The 23,551-nt window shown below is 53.1% G+C and carries 19 protein-coding genes; 7 read left to right on the top strand and 12 right to left on the bottom strand.

The window, feature by feature from the left end; genetic code table 11:
• The first annotated feature begins 32 nt into the window (after positions 1-32).
• Positions 33-860 (top strand): N-acetylmuramoyl-L-alanine amidase, encoded by an 828-nt coding sequence (locus tag HMPREF3119_RS12925; RefSeq protein WP_004235209.1) that lies wholly within the window; start codon positions 33-35, stop codon positions 858-860.
• A 55-nt stretch (positions 861-915) separates the two neighbouring features.
• Here the strand turns inward: HMPREF3119_RS12925 and brnQ are convergent, their stop codons facing one another.
• The 3 genes from brnQ to HMPREF3119_RS12910 all read right to left on the bottom strand — a co-directional run bounded on the left by brnQ (position 916) and on the right by HMPREF3119_RS12910 (position 3,826).
• Positions 916-2,238 carry a branched-chain amino acid transport system II carrier protein gene (gene brnQ / locus HMPREF3119_RS12920; RefSeq protein WP_070579949.1) on the bottom strand — a complete coding sequence of 441 codons (1,323 nt, stop codon included), beginning with the start codon at positions 2,236-2,238 and terminating at the stop codon, positions 916-918.
• A 157-nt stretch (positions 2,239-2,395) separates the two neighbouring features.
• The gene (gene yidA / locus HMPREF3119_RS12915) at positions 2,396-3,202 is read right to left on the bottom strand and encodes a sugar-phosphatase (protein ID WP_004235219.1); all 807 of its coding nucleotides are present in this window, start codon (positions 3,200-3,202) and stop codon (positions 2,396-2,398) included.
• Between the two features lie 240 nt (positions 3,203-3,442).
• Positions 3,443-3,826, bottom strand: a complete 384-nt coding sequence (locus HMPREF3119_RS12910; RefSeq protein WP_015422774.1) for a helix-turn-helix domain-containing protein — start codon at positions 3,824-3,826, stop codon at positions 3,443-3,445.
• 207 nt (positions 3,827-4,033) lie between these two features.
• On the opposite strand from HMPREF3119_RS12910, the gene HMPREF3119_RS12905 reads away from it, so the two are divergent.
• Positions 4,034-4,180: a PhoP/PhoQ regulatory lipoprotein MgrB gene (locus HMPREF3119_RS12905; RefSeq protein WP_025154858.1), complete on the top strand. Its 147-nt coding sequence runs from the start codon at positions 4,034-4,036 to the stop codon at positions 4,178-4,180.
• Between the two features lie 139 nt (positions 4,181-4,319).
• On the top strand, positions 4,320-5,720 hold the full coding sequence (locus tag HMPREF3119_RS12900; RefSeq protein WP_036417741.1) for an amino acid permease: 1,401 nt from the start codon (positions 4,320-4,322) through the stop codon (positions 5,718-5,720).
• A gap of 55 nt (positions 5,721-5,775) precedes the next feature.
• Here the strand turns inward: HMPREF3119_RS12900 and pagP are convergent, their stop codons facing one another.
• Positions 5,776-6,381: a lipid IV(A) palmitoyltransferase PagP gene (pagP, locus tag HMPREF3119_RS12895; RefSeq protein ID WP_004235223.1), complete on the bottom strand. Its 606-nt coding sequence runs from the start codon at positions 6,379-6,381 to the stop codon at positions 5,776-5,778.
• 478 nt (positions 6,382-6,859) lie between these two features.
• Here pagP and cspE point away from each other — a divergent pair, with 478 nt between their 5' ends.
• From cspE to rluF, 3 genes are all read left to right on the top strand, one after another.
• Complete coding sequence (cspE, locus tag HMPREF3119_RS12890) at positions 6,860-7,069, top strand: transcription antiterminator/RNA stability regulator CspE (RefSeq protein ID WP_004239901.1); 210 nt, start codon at positions 6,860-6,862, stop codon at positions 7,067-7,069.
• A 223-nt stretch (positions 7,070-7,292) separates the two neighbouring features.
• Positions 7,293-8,090 (top strand): bifunctional hydroxymethylpyrimidine kinase/phosphomethylpyrimidine kinase, encoded by a 798-nt coding sequence (gene thiD, locus HMPREF3119_RS12885; protein WP_036415055.1) that lies wholly within the window; start codon positions 7,293-7,295, stop codon positions 8,088-8,090.
• Between the two features lie 48 nt (positions 8,091-8,138).
• Positions 8,139-9,035, top strand: coding sequence for a 23S rRNA pseudouridine(2604) synthase RluF (rluF, locus tag HMPREF3119_RS12880; protein WP_070579946.1), 897 nt, complete (start codon positions 8,139-8,141; stop codon positions 9,033-9,035).
• A 143-nt stretch (positions 9,036-9,178) separates the two neighbouring features.
• Here rluF and fbaB read toward each other — a convergent pair whose 3' ends face one another.
• The 3 genes from fbaB to yegQ form a co-directional block, all read right to left on the bottom strand.
• Positions 9,179-10,228: a class I fructose-bisphosphate aldolase gene (gene fbaB / locus HMPREF3119_RS12875; protein ID WP_004235228.1), complete on the bottom strand. Its 1,050-nt coding sequence runs from the start codon at positions 10,226-10,228 to the stop codon at positions 9,179-9,181.
• A gap of 63 nt (positions 10,229-10,291) precedes the next feature.
• A complete protein-coding gene (gene yegS / locus HMPREF3119_RS12870; RefSeq protein ID WP_004235229.1) occupies positions 10,292-11,185 on the bottom strand; it encodes a lipid kinase YegS in 894 nt (297 codons plus the stop codon).
• Positions 11,186-11,426: 241 nt separating this feature from the next.
• The gene (yegQ, locus tag HMPREF3119_RS12865; protein WP_036417738.1) at positions 11,427-12,818 is read right to left on the bottom strand and encodes a prephenate-dependent tRNA uridine(34) hydroxylase TrhP; all 1,392 of its coding nucleotides are present in this window, start codon (positions 12,816-12,818) and stop codon (positions 11,427-11,429) included.
• A gap of 218 nt (positions 12,819-13,036) precedes the next feature.
• Between yegQ and HMPREF3119_RS12860 the strand changes: the two genes are divergently transcribed.
• Positions 13,037-13,798 (top strand): hypothetical protein, encoded by a 762-nt coding sequence (locus tag HMPREF3119_RS12860; RefSeq protein ID WP_032098393.1) that lies wholly within the window; start codon positions 13,037-13,039, stop codon positions 13,796-13,798.
• Positions 13,799-13,838: 40 nt separating this feature from the next.
• Here HMPREF3119_RS12860 and baeR read toward each other — a convergent pair whose 3' ends face one another.
• The 5 genes from baeR to HMPREF3119_RS12835 are packed head-to-tail and all read right to left on the bottom strand — an operon-like array spanning position 13,839 to position 23,377.
• Positions 13,839-14,558, bottom strand: a complete 720-nt coding sequence (gene baeR, locus HMPREF3119_RS12855; protein ID WP_004235233.1) for an envelope stress response regulator BaeR — start codon at positions 14,556-14,558, stop codon at positions 13,839-13,841.
• A gap of 14 nt (positions 14,559-14,572) precedes the next feature.
• The gene (baeS, locus tag HMPREF3119_RS12850) at positions 14,573-15,934 is read right to left on the bottom strand and encodes an envelope stress sensor histidine kinase BaeS (RefSeq protein WP_070579943.1); all 1,362 of its coding nucleotides are present in this window, start codon (positions 15,932-15,934) and stop codon (positions 14,573-14,575) included.
• A complete protein-coding gene (gene mdtC, locus HMPREF3119_RS12845) occupies positions 15,931-19,023 on the bottom strand; it encodes a multidrug efflux RND transporter permease subunit MdtC (protein WP_070579940.1) in 3,093 nt (1,030 codons plus the stop codon). Before mdtC ends, baeS begins: the two co-directional genes overlap by 4 nt.
• Complete coding sequence (locus HMPREF3119_RS12840; protein ID WP_070579937.1) at positions 19,020-22,160, bottom strand: MdtB/MuxB family multidrug efflux RND transporter permease subunit; 3,141 nt, start codon at positions 22,158-22,160, stop codon at positions 19,020-19,022. The genes mdtC and HMPREF3119_RS12840 overlap by 4 nt, the downstream gene beginning before the upstream one ends.
• The gene (locus tag HMPREF3119_RS12835; RefSeq protein WP_070579935.1) at positions 22,160-23,377 is read right to left on the bottom strand and encodes an MdtA/MuxA family multidrug efflux RND transporter periplasmic adaptor subunit; all 1,218 of its coding nucleotides are present in this window, start codon (positions 23,375-23,377) and stop codon (positions 22,160-22,162) included. The genes HMPREF3119_RS12840 and HMPREF3119_RS12835 overlap by 1 nt, the downstream gene beginning before the upstream one ends.
• Between the last annotated feature and the right edge of the window lie 174 nt (positions 23,378-23,551).

The raw sequence follows: 23,551 nt of genomic DNA, 5'->3' as shown, positions 1-23,551 counted from the left end.
GTGCCGGATAACATTGTACAGGACAAAGAAAGATGTGGCGTAGTGTGTGTCTGGTGTGTGCGCTGATACTGACAGGATGCAGTAATCAGAGCCAGTATATTGATCGCGGTGAGTATATTGTTGATCAGCGAAGTATCAAAGAGCCGTGGCTATCCAAACCGAATAATTATCTGGTTTTCCATTATACCGCACTGAATGATGAGGCATCGCTGCGTGTGCTGACTGCCGGCGGGGTGAGTGTTCAGTATCTGGTGCCGACAATCCCTGCGGTACGTGACGGTAAACCGGTGGTATTGCAGTTGGTGCCGGAGGGCAATGAAGCCTGGCATGCGGGGAAAAGTCACTGGCGCGGGGAAAGCAGCCTGAATAAAAGCTCGATCGGCGTGGAAATTGTCAATCCGGGCACAGTGAAAATGTCTGTCGGGCAGCGCTGGGTGCCGTATCAGACTGCACAGATAGACCTGATTGTAAAACTGGCACAGGATGTGATAGCGCGGCATAACATTGCCCCGCAGAATGTGGTGGGGCACAGTGATATCGCGCCGCAGCGCAAACTGGACCCGGGCCCGATGTTCCCGTGGGAATATCTGGCAAAACGCGGGGTCGGCGCCTGGCCGGATGCTTCTGATGTGAAACGTTTTCTCGGTAACCGGCATCCGTCGGATAAAATCAGTGTCGGTGAATTACAGCAGGCACTGAAAAAATACGGCTATGAGATTCCGCTGACCGGTAAGGCTGACGGGAAAACCCGCAATGTGATTAAAGCGTTCCAGATGCATTTCCGCTCTCACAAGGTGAACGGGGAAGCGGATGCGGAAACCCTGGCACTGGTGAAAGCATTGCTGAAGAAATATAACTGACAACGTATCAGCGGCAGGAATAAAAAAGCCCGGTCAGATAACCGGGCTTTTGTGTTTACGCGGCCGCATCCGGCTGTGGTTTTGCCGGTCTCATATTGCCGGCAACAAATGAGATGATAAAGGCAATCACGCCCGGCAGTAACCAGCCGATCCCTTCCTTAAACAGCGGCATCCGGTGTAACACTGCCAGCACATTTTCACTGAGCAGACCGATGTTATTCAGGGTGTCGAACGCACTCATCACCACCAGCACCGCGACAGTAAAGCCGTAGGTAAAACGCGGATTACGCATTTTGCGGCGGGCAAACTGCAGGAACACCAGTGCAACGGTGGTCGGGGAGATCAGCAGCAGCACCGGAATGGTGACGCGCAGCAGTGTATCAAGGCCGAAGGTGGAGACAATGGTGGTCAGCAGTGTGGATACCACCACCCAGAAACGGTAGTCCAGACGCGGGTTGAATGTCGCGAAGAAATCCGCACAGGCACTGGTTACGCCGACAAAGGTGGTCATACTGGCGAGCAGTACGATACCGCACATCAGCCAGGTACCGAGCGCGCCGTAAAGGGCATCGACATAGCGGGAGAAAATCTGTCCGCCGTTGGTGGCTGTCTGTGAAACCGCATCACTGGTCGCACCCAGATAAAACAGGCAGATATAGAGTGCAGCCAGCAGCCCGACTGCAATCAGCCCGGCTTTGATAGTGATAACCACCACGTCCTGCGGCGAAGTGACCCCGCGTGAAGCCAGCGCGCGGGCAACAATACCGCCGAACGCCATTGCGGACAGCACATCCATGGTCTGATAACCATCGACAATACCGGAGAAGAACGCAAAATCCACATACTGATTGATCGGTTCATTAATCGGGGAGAGCGGGGTGCGCACCACGGCGATCCCCACGGCAACCAGCAGGAACAGCAGGGCCGGGGTCATAAACTTACCGATGGCGCTAATCATCGTTCCCTGTTTAAGCATAAAAAACATAGAAACGAAGTTAAACACAAAGGCAAAAATCAGATGGCTGGCGGTGCTTTTCTCAACGAAACCGAGCGGCAGAAAACCCAGTTCATACGCGGTGTTGGTGACACGCGGCATGGCGAATGTTGAGCCGAGGATCAGATAGAGCGCCACCCAGAATGTCATAGAAACCCAGCGCGGCAGATCGACAGAAAGCCGCTCACCACGGCCTTTGACCGCAACAGTAATCAGGGTAAGAAACGGCAGAACGACGCCGGTGACGATAAATCCGAGGGAGGCACTGAACCAGTCAGTTCCCGAGTGATAACCCGCCATCGGAGGAAAAATTATGTTGCCCGCACCCAGGAAAAGCGCAAAAACCATCATCCCGAGAACGAGCATGTCTTTTGTTGAAAACATAAAACAACCTGTACATGTTAAAATTAAATACTGTGATTTAGTTATTTTTTAAATGAAACCGTTAAAATAGTAACAAAATGCAGGTTGATTAAAAGACTCAGAAGAGTAAACGGAACAAATTCATTAATTAGGGGAATTTGAAAAAATATAATCCCGGTCACACAAACTTTTCTATGGCTGCCGCCACACCATCCTCATCATTTGAGGTCGTCACATATCCGGATTTTTGTTTAATGTGGTCGGCGGCATTGCCCATTGCGACACCCACTCCGGCGTATTCCAGCATGGAAATATCATTGTTCTGATCGCCGATACACATGACTTTGTCCGGTGTCAGCCCCAGTTTTTCGGTGATTAGCGCAACTGCCTGTCCCTTCGTGGCGTTTTTGGCCGAAATCTCCACAAAATGCGGTGCCGTCCGCAGAATATTGTAGCTGTCAAAGGAGACCTGCGGGATATAACCGGCGGCTTCATTCAGGCGCAGCGGGTTATCAATCATCATAAATTTGCTGAACTGCATTTCGCTGTCCATTTCCGCCAGCGGACGATAGTGCAGCTGTGTTTGTGTCAGGTACGCATCCATCAGCGTGTAGTGGCTGATATCACGGTTTGTGGTAAACATTTCACCGTTACTCAGCACATGGAAATGCACGTTAATATCCCGGGCCAGCGCCTCAAAATAGCGGTAATCCTCAAAATCCATCAGCGTTTCAATCACCGGCTCGCCGGTTTCGGCATCATGGATCACCGCACCGTTGTTACTGATGCAATAATGATTTGCTTTATCCAGCCCAAGCTCCCGGAGGTAGGGCAGGATGCCGTTAAACGGGCGGCCGGACGTCAGGATAACATGCAGACCTTTCTCTCTTGCGCGGGTGACAGCAGCACTGACAGCGGGGGTAATCTGATGGTGAGAGTTAAGCAGGGTGCCATCGAGGTCAATGGCGATAAGTTTTACGGACATGCAGGCTCCTGAAAACAGCGGCAACAAAATAACAGACAGTTAAAATGTTATGCCGCCATTTCGGGGGGATGTCAATAAAACCGCCTGTTGCGCGATAAGATTGCCGTTATTCATCAAAAACAGCCGGATACACCGTATGTTGTGCTGTGGCAGGGATTTGTCCTGCCAATCTGAATGCTGAATAAGATAGCTAAAATCATATGGCTAAATATAGTTTTGTTATTAATTGTTTAAGTTGCCTTAGTTACAGTCATGACTGAAATGCCACGGCTCTTTGATATCCAGAGTGATATCCGGGTTCTGGCGGTAGTCGTAAGGGGTGATGTTATATTCTTTGCGGAACATATAGGTGAAATGAGATTGCGACCCGAAACCGAAATCAAGGGCGATATCAAAGATAGTCTGTTCACTCCGGCGCAGGGCGTTAACCGCACCGGCCAGACGGCGCTGACGGATGTATTTGCCGAGCGAGATCCCGGCAACTTCTTTGAAGATCTTCTGCATATGCCAGAGCGAGTACCCGGAATAGGCAGCCAGTTCTTCGAGGTGGATAACACGACCTGTGTGGTTTTCTATCCATTTACTAAGTGCGCACACAAGTGCGACATGATTATCTTGCGGCATTGATGATTTCGGCTCAGTTTCAGGGTTTTCCAAGTATACAAGTTTATTTCATTATGACAAAACAGGGTGTTATCTGTTTATGCGCTTCCTGCTGATGAAATGAATTTTTTTGTGAAACAGCACACTCATTCCGCTAAAGTATGTGACGATACCGGAATGTAACGAAATCTTTTAAACGGGTATAATTCAGATGAAAATAGGCGAAACATGAAAAAAATCATAATTATCCTGCTGCTGATTGTTGCCGGTGTATTTTTTTATATTGCGGCGCTCGATAAGTACTGTGATCAGCGTGAGGATTTTATGCTGGGAATCTGTGAAATTACGAAATTTATTCCGTCAGACAAGGGCTGAGTTTTGCCTTTTCCCTCTGATTATCTTGTTGCTAACGGTATTCAAGGCAGCAAAATGATGTTTTAATAACGGGCTTAAACTTTTCAGGATGCAGTGATGCACGACGCAGAATAATAATATAGCCGTTACAGAGGATCTAATGTCAGAAGTACAGCAGGAGCAGACGCTCAAGCGCGGATTAAAAAACAGACACATACAGCTTATCGCATTGGGTGGTGCTGTGGGTACGGGGCTGTTTCTGGGAACAGCCACAACGATTCAGATGGCAGGGCCTTCTGTCCTGCTCGGTTATGCAGTCGCCGGGTTTATCGCGTTTCTGATCATGCGCCAGCTTGGTGAGATGGTGGCGGAAGAGCCGGTTACGGGGTCATTCAGTCACTTTGCCCATAAATACTGGTGTGGTTTTGCCGGCTTTTTATCCGGCTGGAACTATTGGGCGATGTTTGTTCTGGTGGGTATGGCGGAACTGACGGCGGTCGGCGAGTATATTAAATTCTGGTGGGATGTCCCGACCTGGATCTCTGCGGCAGTTTTCTTTGTGCTGATAAACCTGGTAAACCTGGTGAACGTCAAGGTTTACGGGGAAACCGAATTCTGGTTTGCCATGATCAAAGTGGTGGCCATTCTTGGTATGATTGCCTTTGGTGCTTATCTGCTGATCAGCGGTAACGGCGGCCCGGAAGCCTCTGTCAGTAACCTCTGGGAGTTCGGCGGATTTATGCCGCACGGCTGGGGCGGGCTGATTTTCGCGATGGCTATCATTATGTTCTCCTTCGGCGGCCTCGAGCTGGTCGGCCTGGCGGCAGCGGAAGCGGAAAACCCGCGTTACAGCATTCCGAAAGCTATCAATCAGGTGGTTTACCGTATCCTGATTTTCTATATCGGTTCCATTACCGTTATCCTTTCTCTCTATCCGTGGACAAAAATTGTCGAGAACGTCAGTCCGTTTGTGCTGATCTTCCGTGAAATCGGCCATGCCTTTGGTGCTGCGGATTCTGTGCAGGGCAATATCAATCTGTGGATTGCTCATGTGCTGAACGTGGTGGTACTGACTGCCGCTCTCTCTGTTTACAACAGTGGTGTTTACAGCAACAGCCGCATGCTCTACAGCCTGGCACGTCAGGGTAATGCGCCGGCATTCCTGAAACGCATCAGTCCGCGTGGTGTACCGGTGAACTCGATTATTCTGTCCGGTCTGGTCACCTCAGTGGGGATCCTGATCAACTATCTGCTGCCGAAAGAAGCGTTCTCGCTGCTGATGTCGCTGGTGGTTACCACACTGGTGATTAACTGGATCATGATCTGTATCTCCAACCTGAAATTCCGTCAGGCGAAGATGAAAGAGGGTGTGGAGCCGTTCTTTAAGGCACTGTGGTATCCGTGGGGCAACTATATCTGTCTCGTGTTCCTGGCCTTTATCCTGGTACTGATTGCCCTGATGGATGGTCTGCGGATTTCAGTGATCCTGCTGCCTTTCTGGATTGGCTTCCTGTGGCTGACATACCGCTATTATGAACGCCGCCGTGCAGCGAAAGCATAATGTCAGGCAATAAAAAACCGTGGAAAAATCCCCGGTTTTTTATGTTTAAAAAGGCTTAAAACTGCCAGCGGGCCCACATAAACAGGACGTTACCGTTATTGTAAGTGCCCGGAATATAAGTGGCCTGAATCGCGAGGCGGTTATATTCCACCGACGCCAGCGGCAGCGGTACCGGGATCGGGATATAGTGATAGTCATCCCGCGCCGTCACGCCAATGGTAAAGCCGACACCGGCTTTGAAACCATCCTGCCCGTGCGGCATCCACATCTTCTGGAATCCGTAACCGACAATCGGCTCCCATTTATTGTGTGAATCCTTAAATGCCATGGCGTACAGGCTGTGCCAGTCATTATCCTCATCATAGTAGGACTTGCCGAACCCGGCACCCCACGGCTTTTCATTGTATTTATCAGTTTTTTCTTTGTCGTAGGTCAGGCGGTTATGCCATGTCCAGAACGGGACATATAAATCATACTGGTCTGATTGCCAGACGTTGGTAACGTTGCGTTTAAACGTTCCCCACAGTCCTTCTGAAGCTGCAGTATCATTTGTGACGCTGTCACTTTGGTGTGTGTCCTGTTCCTGTGCTGCTGCGGGCTGTGCGGCCATCAGCAGAGAGGTGAGCGTCAGGGCGCTGATTGTGCTTAAAGAAAGCTTCATGAATGACTCCTGGTGTGACAATAATCATTTATCCTAAAACGATTATTTTGCTCATAACAAATGATGCTAATTAGTAGACAACAATTATAGTAACATAGATTTCATATTATTTTTATACTGCTAATCCGGCTTAAATCTAAACAAAATATCAACGGCTACCGGAACCAGGCAGATTCTTAGTCCGGAAATAATGAAGTAAGGCAGCTTATCGTTCTTGCAGGAAAGGAACAAAGTTGTAATTTTTTTATATGTTTAAACACAAGCGGTTATCAATTTTCCGTATAAATTTACCTGAACATGTTATTAATATTTCTAAATATGTGCACCAGATCTTCCCGCTGAAAAAATCGCTTGATTTCCGACCTGTCCTATGTGATAACTCAAATGGGTAAACGAGGTACGCTTCTGTTTTTTAAGCAGTAACGACTAGTTTGTATACGCCGGTTATCGGCAAATTTGTAGGATAGGAATTTTATCAATGGCTAAACTTAAAGGCACCGTTAAGTGGTTTAACGAATCAAAAGGTTTTGGTTTCATCACTCCAGCTGATGGCAGCAAAGACGTGTTCGTACACTTCTCTGCAATCATGACCGATGGTTTCAAAACACTTGCTGAAGGCCAACAAGTTGAATTTGAAGTGCAGGATGGTCCTAAAGGCCCTGCTGCTGCCAACGTCACTAAAGCATAATTATCTCCGGCAATAAAATTGCCCCTGATAGTTGGTTTTACCAGCGTGGTCAACGCGACAGCCTGATAGCCGTTTTAACGACGAGTGTATATCACTGACGCAAATTCAGACCCTGTGCCCTTGCGGGCATGGGGTTTTTTATTGCCTGCTCTGCGGTGGTTTCCTGTCACCGGATGCGTATAATTCACTATACAGAGTGGTACAGCAAAACAGGAGATATCAGGTGAGAATCAACGCATTAACCATTGCAGGAACGGATCCGAGCGGCGGCGCGGGTATCCAGGCAGATTTAAAAACCTTTTCTGCACTGGGCGTTTACGGCACCACGGTAATAACAGCGCTGGTGGCACAAAATACCTGTGGCGTAAATTCTGTTCATTCTGTTCCGCCGGAATTTGTCGCAGCACAACTGGATGCGGTACTGACGGATGTCAGAATTGACAGCGCCAAGATTGGTATGTTGTCTGACGGCGGCGTGATCCGCACCGTGGCTGAGAAACTGCGTCAGTATCCTGTGCCGTACGTGGTACTGGATACAGTCATGCTGGCGAAAAGCGGCGATCCGCTGCTGAAAGCCGAAGCGGTTGATTTACTGATCTCTGAATTATTACCTCACGTTTCGGTTATTACCCCCAATCTTCCCGAAGCGGCGGCATTGCTGAAAACGTCCGTCGCCACAGATGAAAAAATGATGCAGCGGCAGGGCGAGGCACTGATGGCCGCCGGGGCAAACGCCGTATTGTTGAAGGGCGGACATCTGGATAACGCCGAAAGCCCTGACTGGCTGTTTCTGCCGGATGGCCGCCACCGCTTTACCTCAACCCGTATTCCGACCAAAAACAGCCATGGCACCGGCTGTACATTGTCTGCGGCAATGGCGGCACTGCGGCCTCAGTGTGCGGACTGGGCGGAAACCACGGAGGCGGCAAAACAGTATCTGCACGGGGCGCTGGCGGCGGCAGACAGCCTGGAAGTGGGGCACGGACATGGCCCGGTTCACCATTTTTATCAGTGGTGGTGATATCACACGATAATTGGTGTATATTGCGCGCTTTTCAGGGGGGAAGATATGGAAACGGGTTCATCTGTGCGTCTTAATAAATACATCAGCGAAAGCGGCATCTGCTCCCGCCGGGATGCGGACCGCTATATTGAGCAGGGATTAGTCCTGATCAACGGCAAACGTGCGGCTATCGGCTCACAGGTGATGCCGGGTGATGTGGTTAAAGTCAACGGACAACTGATTGAGGCGCGGGAGCAGGATGATCTGGTGCTGATTGCCCTCAATAAACCGGTGGGTATCGTCAGCACCACCGATGAAGGCGAGAAAGATAATATTGTCGATTTCGTCAATCACAGCACCCGTATCTTCCCTATCGGCCGCCTGGATAAAGATTCACAGGGATTGATTTTCCTGACTAACCACGGCGACCTGGTAAACAAAATTCTGCGTGCCGGTAACGATCACCAGAAAGAGTATGTGGTGACGGTAAATAAACCGATCACCGATGATTTTATCCGTGGTATGGGCGCGGGTGTGCCGATCCTCGGTACGGTGACCAAAAAATGTAAAGTGAAGCAGGAAGCACCCTTTGTTTTCCGCATCACGCTGATTCAGGGGCTGAACCGTCAGATCCGCCGCATGTGTGAGCATTTCGGTTATGAAGTGACGAAACTCGAGCGTGTTCGCATCATGAATATCAGCCTGACCGGGATCCCGGTGGGGGAATGGCGTGATTTAACGGATGACGAGCTGCTCGAACTCTTTGATGCGATTGAAAAATCCTCATCTGAAGATAAAAAAGTCAAAAAGCCGGCTGCAAAACCACAGAAGCGCGATAACAAAATTAAAGTTGCTCCGCCGGTTTATCCGGGCTCTGACAAACAGCAGAAGAAGAAAGAGAGCAGCAGCGATAGTAACCGCCAGCGCTTTGCTCAGGCAGGACGGAAGAAGAAGAAACGATAATTATCTGTCTGCTGAAAAGTAATCTGCAGTACAGGTAATAAGCGGATAACGGGCATGCTTTTCGTTTTGCCCGTTATCAGCAGCTCCCCGGAACAAACAGGGAGCACAAAAAAATCAGGCCGGTTATCCGGCCTGTTCTGCATTTAAGCAATCGTCACTTTCTTATCGAGATACACATCCTGCACTGCATTAATCAGTGCCACCCCGTCTTTCATCGATTTCTTAAAGGCTTTACGGCCGAGGATCAGCCCCATACCACCGGCACGTTTGTTGATCACCGCAGTACGGACCGCATCCGCCAGGTCATTATTACCGGATGCACCGCCGGAGTTAATCAGCCCCGCACGGCCCATATAGCAGTTCGCCAGCTGATAACGGACCAGGTCAATCGGGTTATCCGTGGTCAGTGTGCTGTAAACGCGCTCATCAGTATGGCTGAAGCCGATAGCTTTAAAGCCGCCGTTGTTTTCCGCCATTTTCTGTTTGACGATATCCGCACCGATAGTGGCCGCAAGATGGTTTGCCTGGCCGGTTAAATCCGCGCTGGCATGATAATCCACCCCGTCTTTTTTGAAGGCCGGGTTGCGCAGATAAGCCCACAGCACGGTCACCATGCCCAGTTCATGGGCGCGTTCAAAGGCCGCAGAGATTTCTTCTATCTGACGGCGGGATTCCGGTGAGCCGAAATAAATCGTCGCGCCGACAGCCACAGCGCCCATTTCGAAAGCCTGTTCAACACTGGCATACAGTGTCTGATCATACTGCGCAGGCAGGCTCAGGGTTTCATTGTGGTTGATTTTGACAAGGAACGGGATGCGGTGTGCGTAGCGGCGGGCAACAGAAGCCAGTACACCGTAGGTAGAGGCAACACAGTTACAGCCTGCCTCGATAGCCAGCTCGACAATATTTTTCGGATCAAAATAGAGCGGGTTAGCGGCAAAAGAGGCTGCGGCAGAGTGCTCAACACCCTGATCCACCGGCAGAATAGAAAGATAACCGGTACCCGCCAGACGGCCGTGATTAAACAGTGACTGCATGGAGCGCAGCACGGTATTCGGCCGGTTATTATCAATCATCACGCGGGTGACAAAGTCATCGCCCGGCAGATAAAGATTGTCTTTGGGAATGGTGGTGCAGGTGTGTTCAAGAAGAGATGATGCATCATTGCCTAACAACTTAACGATATCAGTCATGGTAAGTAAACTCCGATTCCTGTAGCGTGTTATAAAATTGTCACGGATTGTCGTGGATTGTGTTTAAGATAACAACCCGCAGTGTGGCGGTAACCGGCACTGGATCGCTTCAGGCAGCACGGAAAAGGTGAATTGCTGACCAGTCAGCGGTTCGCCGTCGAGATTAAACACCATCTCATGTGCCGCGCTGATGGTGATCCGTGTGCTGCGCTTCATGATGACGCCTTCCGCCTCACCCTCATTAAAGAGGCTGTTCCAGAGTGAGCGCGGCCAGTTGCGTTCCGGCAGAATACTCAGGTTGAGCAGACCGTCATTGATCCGCGCATCCGGGCACAGTTTATGTCCGCCGCCCGCCTGGCAGCCGTTGCCGACACCAATCACCAGCGCGTCATCCTGCCAGTGGAAATCATCACAGCTGATAGTACAGTGATCCGCTTTCAGCAAATCGCTGCGTGTCAGGCCGTGGAGAAAATAGGCGGCACCGCCGAAGGTGCTTTTCAGGGCTTCCGGGGTATCTGTGGTGATTTTCGGGCCGAATCCGCCCGTAGCCATATTGATAAAATAATGAGATTCATTGATACAGCCGATATCAATGGCGACCGGACTGCCTTTGGCGGCCAGAAGCAGGGCTTTGGTTTTATCCGCCGGTATTCCGGCTGCGGTGGCAAAATCATTGGCGGTGCCGAGCGGCAGAATGCCGAGAACCGGGCGTTTTTCAGCCGGATAAGTCATCAGGGCACTGCATACGGCATTAATCGTGCCGTCGCCTCCGGCTGCAATCACGGTTGCCGCTTTCAGCTGACGGGCTTCGCGGACAAAACGGGGAATATCCTCCGGCTCCCACGTCACCCGCACCTGAATGTCCTCACCGCTTTCCCGCAGGTGCCGGACAGCCTGACGAATACCGTCATCACCGGCACGTTTTCCGTTAAGAACCACTATATGCGTTTCCGCCATATCAGACTCCGTGTTCAGATTACGTCTTTTAAAGATAACAAACACGGACAGTTTATGCCGGGAAAAATGGGCGGAGAAAAAAGAGAAGGGCACAAAAAGAAAAGGTTGGCTCAAGGGAGATTGAGCCAACCAAGGAGGTGGTTCCTGGTATTACATGTTGCGTTTTAGTTCTTCATTTTCCTGTCCGATACTACGAAATAACTAACGTGATTGTTGTGATCGGATTCGAAAATTCAGAATTTTACCCGTTGGTGGCCGCAGCGTCGGTAAATTCCGGCATATGCGGATTACGGGTGCTGGTGCCCGGTAAGTTACGGATCAGCAATGCAAATTCCAGGTTTACATCATCCGGTACCGGCAGATAAACAATATGACCGTTACCCGGCGCGACTTCGGTGGCTTCCCCTTTGCGGTTATTCATGGCATCGAGGGTAAAGCTGATATTGCCGTTAGGCGTCATCAGTTCCAGGCTGTCGCCGACGGAGAATTTGTTTTTCACATCCACTTCAGCCAGGCCGTTCACGCGGTTGCCGGTAAACTCACCGACAAACTGCTGGGAATCAGAAACGGAATAACCGTACTCATACGTCTGATAAGAGTCATGGGTATGGCGGCGCAGGAATCCTTCGGTATAACCGCGGTGTGCCAGGCCTTCCAGCGTGGTCAGCAGCGACGGGTCAAACGGTTTTCCGGCAACAGCATCATCAATAGCACGGCGGTAAACCTGTGCGGTACGGGCGCAGTAATAGAAGGATTTGGTACGGCCCTCGATTTTCAGGGAGTGAACACCCATCTGCGTCAGTTTTTCGACGTGCTCGATAGCCCGCAGATCTTTGGAGTTCATAATATAAGTACCGTGTTCATCTTCGAACGCGGTCATATATTCGCCCGGACGCTGTGCTTCCTCAATCAGGAATACTTTGTCTGTCGGGGCACCGGCACCGAGGGTCGGCTCAATGTTTTTCACCGGAATCGGTTCCTGCTTGTGGACGATATTACCGACCACATCCTCTTTGCCTTCCTCGACTTTATATTCCCAGCGGCAGGCATTGGTGCAGGTACCCTGGTTCGGGTCACGTTTGTTGATATAACCGGAGAGCAGGCAACGGCCGGAGTAGGCCATGCACAGTGCACCGTGAACAAACACTTCCAGCTCAATTTCCGGTACATTTTTGCGGATATCGGCGATTTCTTCGAGTGACAGTTCACGGGAGAGGATCACACGGGTCAGGCCCATCTGATGCCAGAATTTAACGGTTGCCCAGTTCACGGCATTGGCCTGAACGGATAAATGGATATCCATCTGCGGGAAATGCTCGCGCACCATCATGATCAGGCCGGGGTCAGACATAATCAGTGCGTCCGGACCCATGGCAATCACCGGCTCCAGGTCACGGATAAAGGTTTTCAGTTTGGCGTTATGCGGGGCGATATTGACCACGACATAGAATTTCTTGCCCAGTTCGTGGGCTTCCTGAATGCCTTTGGCGAGGTTTTCATGGTTAAATTCGTTGTTACGGACACGCAGGCTGTAACGTGGCTGTCCGGCATAGACCGCATCCGCACCATAGGCGAACGCATAGCGCATATTCTTCAGCGAGCCCGCCGGAGAGAGTAATTCGGGTGTAAACATAATGTATTCCGATCTGAGTTCAAGTCAGAACCTTCCCCGGAGGGGGAGGCGTAATCAAGGCGTTGGATTCTAGCGCGTCATCCGCCCGGTATCAAATGAATTACTGAAAATGGCATGAATATCGGATAACGATTTGATATAGTTTCGTTAAATTCAGTTGCGCGGCGGATAATTTCTGCCGCACTATCATTTACTATAGCCTGTTACAGCGTGGATACATGGAAAAACGTCATATTGCAGTCTGGATCGGTTTGGTTCTTAACCTGATTTTCCTGGGGATTATCTCCTATATTCCGTCGGCACTTGAGCCGTACCGGGATCAACTGGATTATCAGATGCAGCAGATGATTGAAGTCTTACCGTACGTGAAAATTCTGATGACCGGCGGGATGGCCGCACAGCTGGCCAGTCTGGCATTCTTGCGTAACCAGCCGAAACTGGGCCTGGTTCTCGCCATGATCGGCGGTATTATTTTTATTCCGCTGGGCTTTGTCTTTATCGTCGGTTACCTCTACGACTACAACCGCGTGGTCTACCGGTCACTGAAAACAGTACCGAAACTGGCACAACTGCCGTTTGAGGTCCTGCTGAAATTCAATAAACAGCGCCAGATCAGCATGGCGGTGCTGTACGGAATTCTCGGCGTGGCACTGCTGGTGTTCGGGATGGATATCGGCGGCATTATGGTCGCGGTGGCGATTGTGCTGGTGATTAACGCGCGGCGTATCCAGTATTATCCGATGCTGGCGATTGCCGGTGATAACCTGCTGTTTACCCCGGGGCAGTACGCGGTCTGCTATGAAGCGCCGCTGAGTGCTTTCACTGTGATAACAGACAACCGCGCTGCGCTGAAACTGCATATCAGAACAGCAGAGCTGGATCGGACATTCCGTATTGCAAAAGCGGATTTATTACAGGATGAACAAAATACGCTTGATAAAATCCTGGCACGGCTGAAGCGTCCGTCCGTTATTCAGTAATCAGAGAAACAACAAACGGCGGATATTCCGCCGTTTTTTATCAGATAATGGTGGCGGCAATAATCTCTGCCGGACCGCCTTCCCAGCGGTAACCCAGCCCGTAGACGGAATGAATAAAATCGCGGTCACCGTCTAATTGTCCGAGCTTGCGGCGCAGATTTTTGATATGGCTGTCAATCGTGCGGTCAGTGACCACGCGGTAATCATCATACAGATTATCCAGCAACTGATTGCGTGACAGTACGGTGCCCGGCTGTGACACCATGGTGCGCAGCAGGCGGAATTCAACCTGAGTGAGATCCAGGCTTTGTGTCCCGAAACGCACCTGATAATTCACCTCATCAATAGTCAGGGTGTCACATTTATCCTCTGAGGTATCGTTACTGCGCTGACAGCGGCGCAGAATGGTTTTGATCCGCGCCACCACCTCACGCGGACTGTAAGGCTTGCAGACATAATCATCCGCACCGATTTCCAGCCCCAGCAGGCGGTCAATCTCTTCGGTTTTTGCCGTGACCATCATGATGGGCACGTCACTGAACTGACGGATTTCACGGCAGAGTGTCAGGCCGTCTTTCTCCGGCAGCATCAGATCCAGCAAAATCAGATCCGGTTTATTTTCCTGCACCCAGGCCGTAACTTCGCCGCCGCGTGCCAGCCAGTGCGTGCGGTAATGGGCGGCGTGCAGGTAATCTGTCAGTAACTGAGCCAGTTTCGGCTCATCTTCCACAATAAGAATCAGTTCAGCATTTTGTTCCATGCAGTCAACTCCTGTCAGTCAGGGCGGGGCAGGATCAGAGTGATGGTCACGCCGCCGAGCGGGGACGCGGATGCACTTATCTGCCCGTGATGCGCTTCCGCGATTTTATCACAAATCGCAAGGCCGAGTCCGGATCCGCCGCTGGCCCGGTTGCGGGAGGATTCGCTGCGGTAGAAACGCTCAAAAATCTGTGAAAATTGTTCTTCAGTCAGCCCCGGTGCACTGTCTGACCAGTCGATGCGGATCTGTGTTTCATCCTGCCGCCCGCGTACCACAATCTGTCCGCCGCTGTCGGTGTAACGCAGGCTGTTTTCCAGCAGATTATGGAACAGCTGGCCGAGCCGCGCATCATCCCCGAAAATCATCAGGTTATCCGGCAGCTCCGTTGTGACGGAGAGACCTTTTTCCTGCAACCGGTGGCGGAATACGCCGATAGACCGGCTGATCACATCGGTCAGATTGCATAACTCTTTGCGGTAAGAGAGTGAGCCGCGATCGGATAATGACAGCTGATGCAGGTCGCTGACCAGTTTTGTCAGAGTCTGCACTTCCGCCAGCAGAGACGCCAGGGTTTCCGGTGTCGGCTGGCGGATCCCGTCCTGAAGAGCTTCCAGTTCACCCTGTAACACCGCCAGCGGAGTACGCAGTTCGTGTGAGACATCCGCCATATAGTCGCGGCGCATCAGCTCATTTTTCTCCAGCGCGGAAGCGAGCTGATTAAAGTCATTGGCCAGCTGCGCGATTTCATCTTTGCCGTGAACCGGCACGCGGCTGCTGAAATTACCCGCTGCCAGCTGATGTGTGCCTTCTGCCAGCCGTTTGACCGGACGCAGGAAGCCGCGCGTCAGCAGCCAGGTGACTACCAGAGTCACCAGCAGCACCAGCGCCGAGACTATCCAGCTGGTGCGTGCCTGCTGATGTGAAAAGCTCTGGTCGGCGGCACGGTTGATATTGTCATCCGCCGGCATCACCACCCAGCCGACGATATTATCATTGTATTTTACCGGTTTGCGGTAGAGTTCGCCGGGGGGGACCGGGCCGTGCCCGAACAGGCGGCGGTCATCCTCATCCAGCAGCCAGAAACGCATTTTCCAGCCGCGCTCCATATGCTCCATATGGCGGTCGGTATCCAGCGCCCGCAGTGCCTGCATAAAACCGCGCTGATTATTGCGCAGAAAATACCAGCTGCCGTAATCGGCATATTGTTCAGCGACAACATCGGCGATCATCTCCGTCCGGTCTTCGGCGGAGCGCTGAAGATAGCCGAGAAAGCCCTGCTCAAAACTGAAACGGATAGCCAGATGCATGGTCAGCACCACCAGCATACAGGTGGCAAAAATGGCGAGAAACAGTTTGTGACCTATTCCGGTTTTCATGCATTTCCCTCCGTACTGATAACGGATTGCCCGGCGGATTCTCCGGTTTTTTTGCGGCGCAGCCGGTCAAAGAACAGGTAAATCACCGGCGTGGTATAGAGTGTCAGGATCTGACTGACCAGCAACCCGCCGACCACGGTTATCCCGAGCGGCTGGCGCAGTTCCGCACCGTCTCCGCTGCCGAGCGCCAGCGGCAGCGCACCGAACAGGGCGGCCAGCGTGGTCATCAGGATCGGACGGAAGCGCAGAAGGCAGGCCTGGAAAATCGCATCCCGCGCACTTTGTCCGCCGCGCTGGGCGGCAATGGCAAAGTCCACCATAATAATGGCGTTTTTCTTCACGATCCCTATCAGCAGCATAATTCCTATCAGGGCGATCAGACTGAACGGCGTGTCAAAGAAGCGCAGCGCCAGCAGTGCGCCGACCCCCGCCGAGGGCAGGGTGGATAAGATGGTCAGCGGATGAATAAAGCTCTCATACAGCATGCCGAGCACCAGATATACCGTGATAATAGCGGCGATAATCAGCAGCACCTGGGACTGTAATGTCTCCTGGAACAGCTGCGCGGTTCCGGCAAAAGTACCGCGCACCCCGGACGGCACACCCAGCTCCACCATAGTGCGTTCGACCGCCGCCACTGCGTCTGACAGGGAATAGCCTTCCGCCACGTTAAAGCCGATCGTCGAGGCCGCTGACAATCCCTGATGGTTAACACTCAGCGGCGCATTCGCCGGACGCCATTGTGCGAAATACGCCAGCGGAACCGGTTGTCTCTCTTTATTGATGACAAACATTTTATCCAGCGCGCTGACATCCTGGGTATATTGCGGCGCGACTTCCATCACCACTTTATACTGGTTCAGCGGCTCATAAATGGTGGAGATCTGCCGCTGACCGAAGGCGTTATTCAGCAGGTTATTGGCATCATTAACACTGATGCCGAGCTGCGCCATCACATCACGGTCATAGGTCAGCGCCATCTCCGCGCCTTTATCTTCTTTATCTGAGTTTACATCGGTCAGTTGCGGCAGTTCGCCGAGCGCCTTGCGGATTTTCGGCTCCCATTCACGCAGCAGGGATAAATCATCCGCCAGCAGGGAGTACTGATAACTGGAGTTAGACTCTCGGCCACCCACGCGCACATCCTGCACCGGGATCAGAAACAGATTGGCACCCGGTTCATCCGCGAGAGTGACGCGCAGCCTGTTAATGACATCCTGGGCGCTGTCTGTCCGCTCATCCAGCGGATTGAGCGAGATAAACATAAATCCGCTGTTCACCCGTCCGCCGCCGGTAAAACCGGTGACACTGGCGACATCTTTATCACTGTGAATGCGCTGCATAAAGGTGCGCATTTTCTGCTCCATCGACTGGAACGAAATGCTCTGATCAGCGCGGACAAAGCCCAGCAGCCGCCCGGTATCCTGATCCGGGAAAAAGGTTTTCGGCACAGAAATATAAAGCCAGACCGCGAGAGCAATGGTGCCGGTGAAAATCAGCAGCACCCAGCGGCTGTGTGCCAGCACCACGGTCAGGCTGCGCCCGTACCATTGCTGGATGCGGAACAGGATCCGGCCTGCACCACGTTTACGCTCCCGTGCCGGTGCTGCGCGGTTTTTCAGCAGATGAGCACAAAGCATCGGGGTGAGTGTCAGCGAGATCACCAGTGAGATAGCAATGGCGGTGGTCAGGGTGATGGCAAATTCGCGGAACAGCCGCCCGACGAGGCCATCCATCAGCAGCAGCGGAATAAACACCGCCACCAGCGAGATACTCATGGAAAGCACGGTAAACCCGACTTCGCTGACCCCCTTGAGCGCCGCTTCTTTCGGTTTCAGGCCGTTTTCAATATGACGGGCGATATTCTCCAGCACCACAATCGCATCATCCACCACAAAGCCGGTAGCGACGGTCAGGGCCATCAGTGACAGGTTATTGAGGCTGAACCCGCACAGATACATGGCACTAAAGGTGCCGATAAGAGAAACCGGCACGACCAGCGCCGGGATAATAGTGGCGCGTCCGGAACGCAGAAACAGGAACACCACCAGGATCACCAGCCCCACCGCAATGGTCAGTGCGCGTTCCACTTCGGTCAGTGAGGCGCGGATGGTGGGTGTGCGATCCTGGGCAACCTGCAGATCCACGCTGGCGGGAATGGTATCCTGCAATACAGGCAGTTGCTCGCGGATACGGGCCACGGTGGCGATAATATTGGCACCGGCTTCACGGCGGATCACCAGCAGAATCGCTGGCTTGCCGTTGCTCATCCCGGCGGCGCGGACGTTTTGTACCGAGTCTTTCACGGTGGCGACATCGGCCAGCCGTACCGCCGCGCCGTCATTGTAATGCACAATCAGCGGACGATAATCCTCCGCCGTTTTCAGTTCACTGTTGCTGTCAATCTGCCAGCGGCGTTCATTGTCAGACACCGATCCCTGCGGACGCAGCACGTTGGCATCGCTGATTGCGTTGCGGACACTGTCAAGGGAAACCCCCTGGTTAAACAGCTGTGACGGATTAAGCTCCACCCGCACGGCAGGCAGCGAGCCGCCGCCGACTGAAACCTCACTCACGCCTTCAATCTGTGACAGGCGCTGTGCCAGCCGGGTGGAGGCGATATCATAGAGTTTGCCGGTATCGAGGGTGTCCGATGTCAGCGTCAGGATCATGATCGGCGCATCGGACGGGTTGGATTTATAGTAACGCGGCCGCGACGGCATCCCGGACGGCAGCAGGTTCTGCGCGGCATTCAGTGCCGCCTGTACATCGCGGGCAGCACCGTTGATGTCGCGGTTAAGCTCAAATTCCAGGGTAATACTGGTACTGCCGAGGGAACTGGAGGAGGTCATTTCCGACACCCCGGCTATCTGCCCGAGCGAGCGCTCCAGCGGCGTGGCGACAGAGGATGCCATGGTTTCCGGCGAAGCACCCGGCAGTGATGCCGAGATATTAATCACCGGATAATCCACCTGTGGCAGCGGTGCCACAGGCAGGAACAGGAAGCTGATCGCCCCGCACAGGGTGATGGCGAGGCTTATCAGCGTCGTGGCCACCGGGCGGGCGATAAACAGGGCGAACAGCCTCATGATGAGGCCCCCGTGTTGTCATTTTCCGGGGTAAACCGGGCGTTATCGCGCCAGTGAGACAGGCGGTCAAACAGCAGGTAAATCACCGGGGTGGTAAAGAGGGTCAGGATCTGGCTCATAATCAGCCCGCCGACCATACAGACCCCCAGCGGCTGACGCAGCTCGGCACCGACCCCGGTACTGAGCATCAGCGGTACTGCACCGAACAGCGCGGCCATGGTGGTCATCAGGATCGGGCGGAAACGCAGAAGACATGCCTGATAAATCGCATCATACGGCGACAGCCCCTGTTCGCGCTCTGCCGCAAGGGCAAAGTCAATCATCATAATGGCGTTTTTCTTCACAATCCCGATCAGCAGAATAATACCGATAATCGCGATCACATCCAGCTCATTACCCGCCATAATCAGTGCCAGCAGGGCACCGACCCCGGCGGTGGGCAGGGTGGAGAGGATAGTAATCGGATGAATAAAACTCTCATACAGAATGCCGAGCACAATATACATTGCCACGACAGCGGCAAGGATCAGCCACAAGGTATTGGACAGGGCATTTTCAAAGGCGAGGGTCGCCCCCTGGAATTGTGTGGTGATATCTTTCGGCAGGCCGATACGCTGCTCCGCTGATTTCACCGCATTCACAGCCGCTTCCAGTGAACCGCCCGCCGGGATATTAACGGAGAAGGTGGCGGACGGGAACTGAGCCAGATGATTGATCGCCAGCGGCCCGAAGCGCTGCGAGACAGTGGCAAAGGCTGACAACGGCACGGAGTTGCCGTCTTTATTGGTCAGGCGGATGCTGCTGAGGGCATCTGCGCCCGGTGTCAGCGCGGTGTTATTTTCCAGCACCACGCGGTACTGACTGGCCTGGGTATAAATCGTGGAGATCAGCCGCTGACCGAACGCATTGTACAGCGCGTTATCAATATTGGTCATGGTCAGCCCCAGCCGTGACGCGGTGTCACGGTCAATATCGATATAGGCAACCAGTCCTTTGTTCTGCCAGTCATTGCCGGTGTCAGTCAGGGCATCACTGCTCTCTAATTCTGTCATCAGACGCGGCACCCACAGATCCAGCTCCTCCAGGGAATTCGCCTGTAAGGTAAACTGATACTGCGTGCGGGAGGTCTGGGTATCGATAGTCAGATCCTGAGACGGCTGGAGATACAGTTTCACGCCGGGCAGGGAATCAGCTTTCTCCTGTAACCGCGTGATGATAGCTTCCGCGCGGTCAGCCCGCTCAGACAGCGGTTTCAGGGTGATTTGCAGGCGTCCGGTGTTCAGTGTGGCATTGCTGCCGTCGATACCGGCAAAGGCGGCGATATTGGCGACCGCGGGGTCATCCGCCAGCAGACGGCTGACCGCCTGCTGTTTCTCACTCATGGCCTGAAACGACACAGACTGCGGCGCTTCCAGCGTGCCCTGAATCAGTCCGTTATCCTGGATCGGGAAAAAGCCTTTCGGAATAAACAGATAGAGCATGACGGTGATCGCCATGGTACTGAACGCAACCCCGAGTGTCAGCCACTGATGGCGCAGCACCCATGTCAGCCAGCGGCCGTAACCGGCAATCACCCGCTCAAAAAAGCGTTCAGTGGCGCGGTTAAAGCGGTTATGACGGTGAGCGGATTCAGGTTTCAGGAACCGGGCGCACATCATCGGTGTCAGTGTCAGTGACACCACACCGGAAATCAGGATCGCCACCGCAAGGGTGATGGCAAACTCACGGAACAGGCGGCCGACGATATCCCCCATAAATAACAGAGGGATTAATACGGCAATCAGCGAGAAGGTCAGTGAGATAATGGTAAAGCCAATCTCACCGGCACCTTTCAGGGCAGCGGTCAGCGGCTTGTCGCCTTTTTCCAGATAGCGGGCGATGTTTTCCACCACCACAATTGCATCATCCACCACAAACCCGGTGGCGATAGTCAGTGCCATCAGTGTCAGGTTATTGACGGAAAAGCCGCAGAAATACATCACCGCGAACGTACCGACCAGCGAGAGCGGTACTGCCACTCCCGGGATCAGGGTCGCGGCCATATTGCGCAGGAACAGATACATCACCATGATCACCAGCGCAATCGCCAGGAACAGTTCAAACTGCACATCTTTGACCGAGGCGCGGATAGCATCTGTCCGGTCAGTCAGAACCGTTACGGTGACGGATTCCGGCAGGGTTTCCACCAGCTCCGGGATCAGAGCACGGATGGTATCGGTGGTGGAAATCACGTTTGCGCCGGGCTGGCGCTGCACATTAATGACAATGGCCTGTTTATCATTAACCCAGGCACCCAGCTGAGTGTTTTCCGGTCCTTCCTGTACGGTTGCCACATCCCGCAAACGGATCGGGGCATTGTTTTTGTAGCTGACAATCAGGTTCTGATAATCTTCCGCCGATTTCATCTGGTCGTTAGCGGACAGCGTTACCGAACGCGCCGGGCCGTCGAGGCTCCCTTTGGCGGAGTTGACGTTGGCGTTGTTAATTGCGGTGCGGATAGTTTCGCTGTCCAGCCCGTAAGCGGCGACAGCATTGGCATTTAACTGCACCCGCACGGCAGGGCGCTGGCCGCCCGCGAGTGTTACCAGCCCGACCCCTTCCACCTGGGAGATTTTTTGGGCGATGCGGTTCTCCACCATATCCTGTAACCGCGTCATCGGCATGGCATCGGAAGTAACGGCAAGGGTCAGTACCGGCGGATCCGCCGGGTTCACTTTGCTGTAAATCGGCGGATAAGGCAGATCATTCGGCAGCAGATTGGTTGCCGCGTTGATGGATGCCTGCACTTCCTGCACCGCCACATCAAGCGGCAGGGAGAGCTGGAACATCAGGGTAATAACAGAGGCGCCGCCCGAGCTTTGCGACGACATCTGTTTCAGTCCGGACATCTGCCCGAACTGGCGCTCCAGCGGCGCGGTCACGGCGGAGGTCATCACATCCGGACTGGCACCGGGATAGAGTGTCACCACGCGGATAGTCGGGTAATCCACTTCCGGCAGCGATGAAACCGGCAGCATACGGTAGCCGACAATCCCCGCCAGCAGGATCGCCAGCATAAACAGGCTGGTGGCGACCGGACGCAGAATAAACAGGCGGGACGGGCCGCCGGCACGGGTTTCAGGATTGTTTCCGGACATCAGGCCTTATCTCCGGCTGCGGCTTTTTTCTCACCGGACACCACTTCCACCTGCGCGCCGTCAGTCAGACGGTCGATTCCGTCTGTCACCAGGGTATCACCGGCGCTGACGCCGCTTTTGATCACCACGCGTTCCGGGGTCTGTAATTCCACATCCACAATCTGTTTGCGGACTTTATTTTCGGCTTCCAGCAGCCAGACATAATTGCCTTCCGTTCCCATCTGCAGTGCAGCATTCGGGATCACCACCGCATTCTCCAGCTGGCCGACCTGCAGCAGCACATTGACAAACTGGTTCGGGAACAGCAGGTCATCATCATTGGTAAACCGTGCTTTGGCTTTTACTGTGCCGGTGGCGGCATCTATCTGGTTATCCAGGGTCAGCAGTTTGCCCTGAGCCAGGCGGATGCTGTTATCTTTGCTCAGCGCGGTGACCGTGAGTTCGGGCATAGTGCGCTGCGCCATGCGGATCAGCGGAATATCATTTTCCGGAACGGTAAACAGTACATCGGCAGGTGCGGTCTGGTTGATCACCACCAGCGGCATGGCAGTTCCGGCGGTAATAAAGTTGCCGGTATCCACCTGACGCAGACCCATTTTTCCGCTGATAGGCGCGGTGATGCGGCTGTAGGTCAGTTGCAGTTTCGCGCTGTCGATAGCGGCCTGATCCACCTTAATACCGGCTTCCGCCGATTTGACGGTTGCCTGCTGGGTATCCAGCTCCTGTTGCGAAATCACATTAGTGGTCGCGAGTTTTTGATAGCGGCTCAGGTCACGGCGGGCATTGGCGAGCGTGGCCTGATCTTTGGCGAGCTGTCCCTGAGCCTGGGCCAGCTGGATCTCAAACGGACGCGGGTCGATAGTGAACAGCAAATCACCGGCATTCACTTTCTGACCTTCCTCAAAATGGATTTGCATCAGTTGCCCTTCCACGCGGCTGGTCACCGTCACAGAATTTGCCGCCTGCACAGTACCGAGAGCTGACAAGGTACGGGGAATGGTCTCCGAAACGGCTTTGGCTACCTGCACCGGTGCCAGCGGCAGGCGGCCGGGACGGTTGCTGTTTTTGCCTGCGGAAGCCCCCGGTTTTCCGGCAGCGGGCGGGGTGGCCGGTGCCGCAGAGTTAAAGTAATGATAGGTACCGTAACCGGCTGCGCCCAGAAGGAGAACGGCAATCGTAATGCCTGTGCGTTTCTTTCTCTTTTGTACATTATTCATTATGGGATTACTCATCATTCCTTTTTACCCGGTACTGCCGGGGTACGCGTAAGGGCACAAAACAGCCTGAAATATGATGGGGATAGTGTACCGGTAAATCTGATCGTAAAAATGGAAGAATTGTGAAAATAACGTTGATACAGGTAAATATACGTGGTTTCAGCGGAGTCTGCC

Source organism: Morganella sp. HMSC11D09 (assembly GCF_001807955.1).
GTDB classification, from domain to species: domain Bacteria; phylum Pseudomonadota; class Gammaproteobacteria; order Enterobacterales; family Enterobacteriaceae; genus Morganella; species Morganella morganii.
The sequence above is the reverse complement of the archived record's forward strand: the minus strand, read 5'-3'. Positions and strand labels throughout refer to the sequence as shown.

Bases quoted from the DNA above. Each gene is read 5' to 3' on its own strand.
- yegQ (WP_036417738.1), bottom strand. From the start codon at position 12,818: ATGTTTACACCCGAATTACTCTCTCCGGCGGGCTCGCTGAAGAATATG.
- HMPREF3119_RS12900 (WP_036417741.1), top strand. From the start codon at position 4,320: ATGTCAGAAGTACAGCAGGAGCAGACGCTCAAGCGCGGATTAAAAAAC.
- HMPREF3119_RS12925 (WP_004235209.1), top strand. From the start codon at position 33: ATGTGGCGTAGTGTGTGTCTGGTGTGTGCGCTGATACTGACAGGATGC.
- HMPREF3119_RS12840 (WP_070579937.1), bottom strand. From the start codon at position 22,160: ATGTCCGGAAACAATCCTGAAACCCGTGCCGGCGGCCCGTCCCGCCTG.
- mdtC (WP_070579940.1), bottom strand. From the start codon at position 19,023: ATGAGGCTGTTCGCCCTGTTTATCGCCCGCCCGGTGGCCACGACGCTG.
- pagP (WP_004235223.1), bottom strand. From the start codon at position 6,381: ATGAAGCTTTCTTTAAGCACAATCAGCGCCCTGACGCTCACCTCTCTG.
- yegS (WP_004235229.1), bottom strand. From the start codon at position 11,185: ATGGCGGAAACGCATATAGTGGTTCTTAACGGAAAACGTGCCGGTGAT.
- HMPREF3119_RS12905 (WP_025154858.1), top strand. From the start codon at position 4,034: ATGAAAAAAATCATAATTATCCTGCTGCTGATTGTTGCCGGTGTATTT.
- HMPREF3119_RS12835 (WP_070579935.1), bottom strand. From the start codon at position 23,377: ATGAATAATGTACAAAAGAGAAAGAAACGCACAGGCATTACGATTGCC.
- fbaB (WP_004235228.1), bottom strand. From the start codon at position 10,228: ATGACTGATATCGTTAAGTTGTTAGGCAATGATGCATCATCTCTTCTT.
- rluF (WP_070579946.1), top strand. From the start codon at position 8,139: ATGGAAACGGGTTCATCTGTGCGTCTTAATAAATACATCAGCGAAAGC.
- HMPREF3119_RS12860 (WP_032098393.1), top strand. From the start codon at position 13,037: ATGGAAAAACGTCATATTGCAGTCTGGATCGGTTTGGTTCTTAACCTG.
- cspE (WP_004239901.1), top strand. From the start codon at position 6,860: ATGGCTAAACTTAAAGGCACCGTTAAGTGGTTTAACGAATCAAAAGGT.
- HMPREF3119_RS12910 (WP_015422774.1), bottom strand. From the start codon at position 3,826: ATGCCGCAAGATAATCATGTCGCACTTGTGTGCGCACTTAGTAAATGG.
- baeR (WP_004235233.1), bottom strand. From the start codon at position 14,558: ATGGAACAAAATGCTGAACTGATTCTTATTGTGGAAGATGAGCCGAAA.
- yidA (WP_004235219.1), bottom strand. From the start codon at position 3,202: ATGTCCGTAAAACTTATCGCCATTGACCTCGATGGCACCCTGCTTAAC.
- baeS (WP_070579943.1), bottom strand. From the start codon at position 15,934: ATGAAAACCGGAATAGGTCACAAACTGTTTCTCGCCATTTTTGCCACC.
- brnQ (WP_070579949.1), bottom strand. From the start codon at position 2,238: ATGTTTTCAACAAAAGACATGCTCGTTCTCGGGATGATGGTTTTTGCG.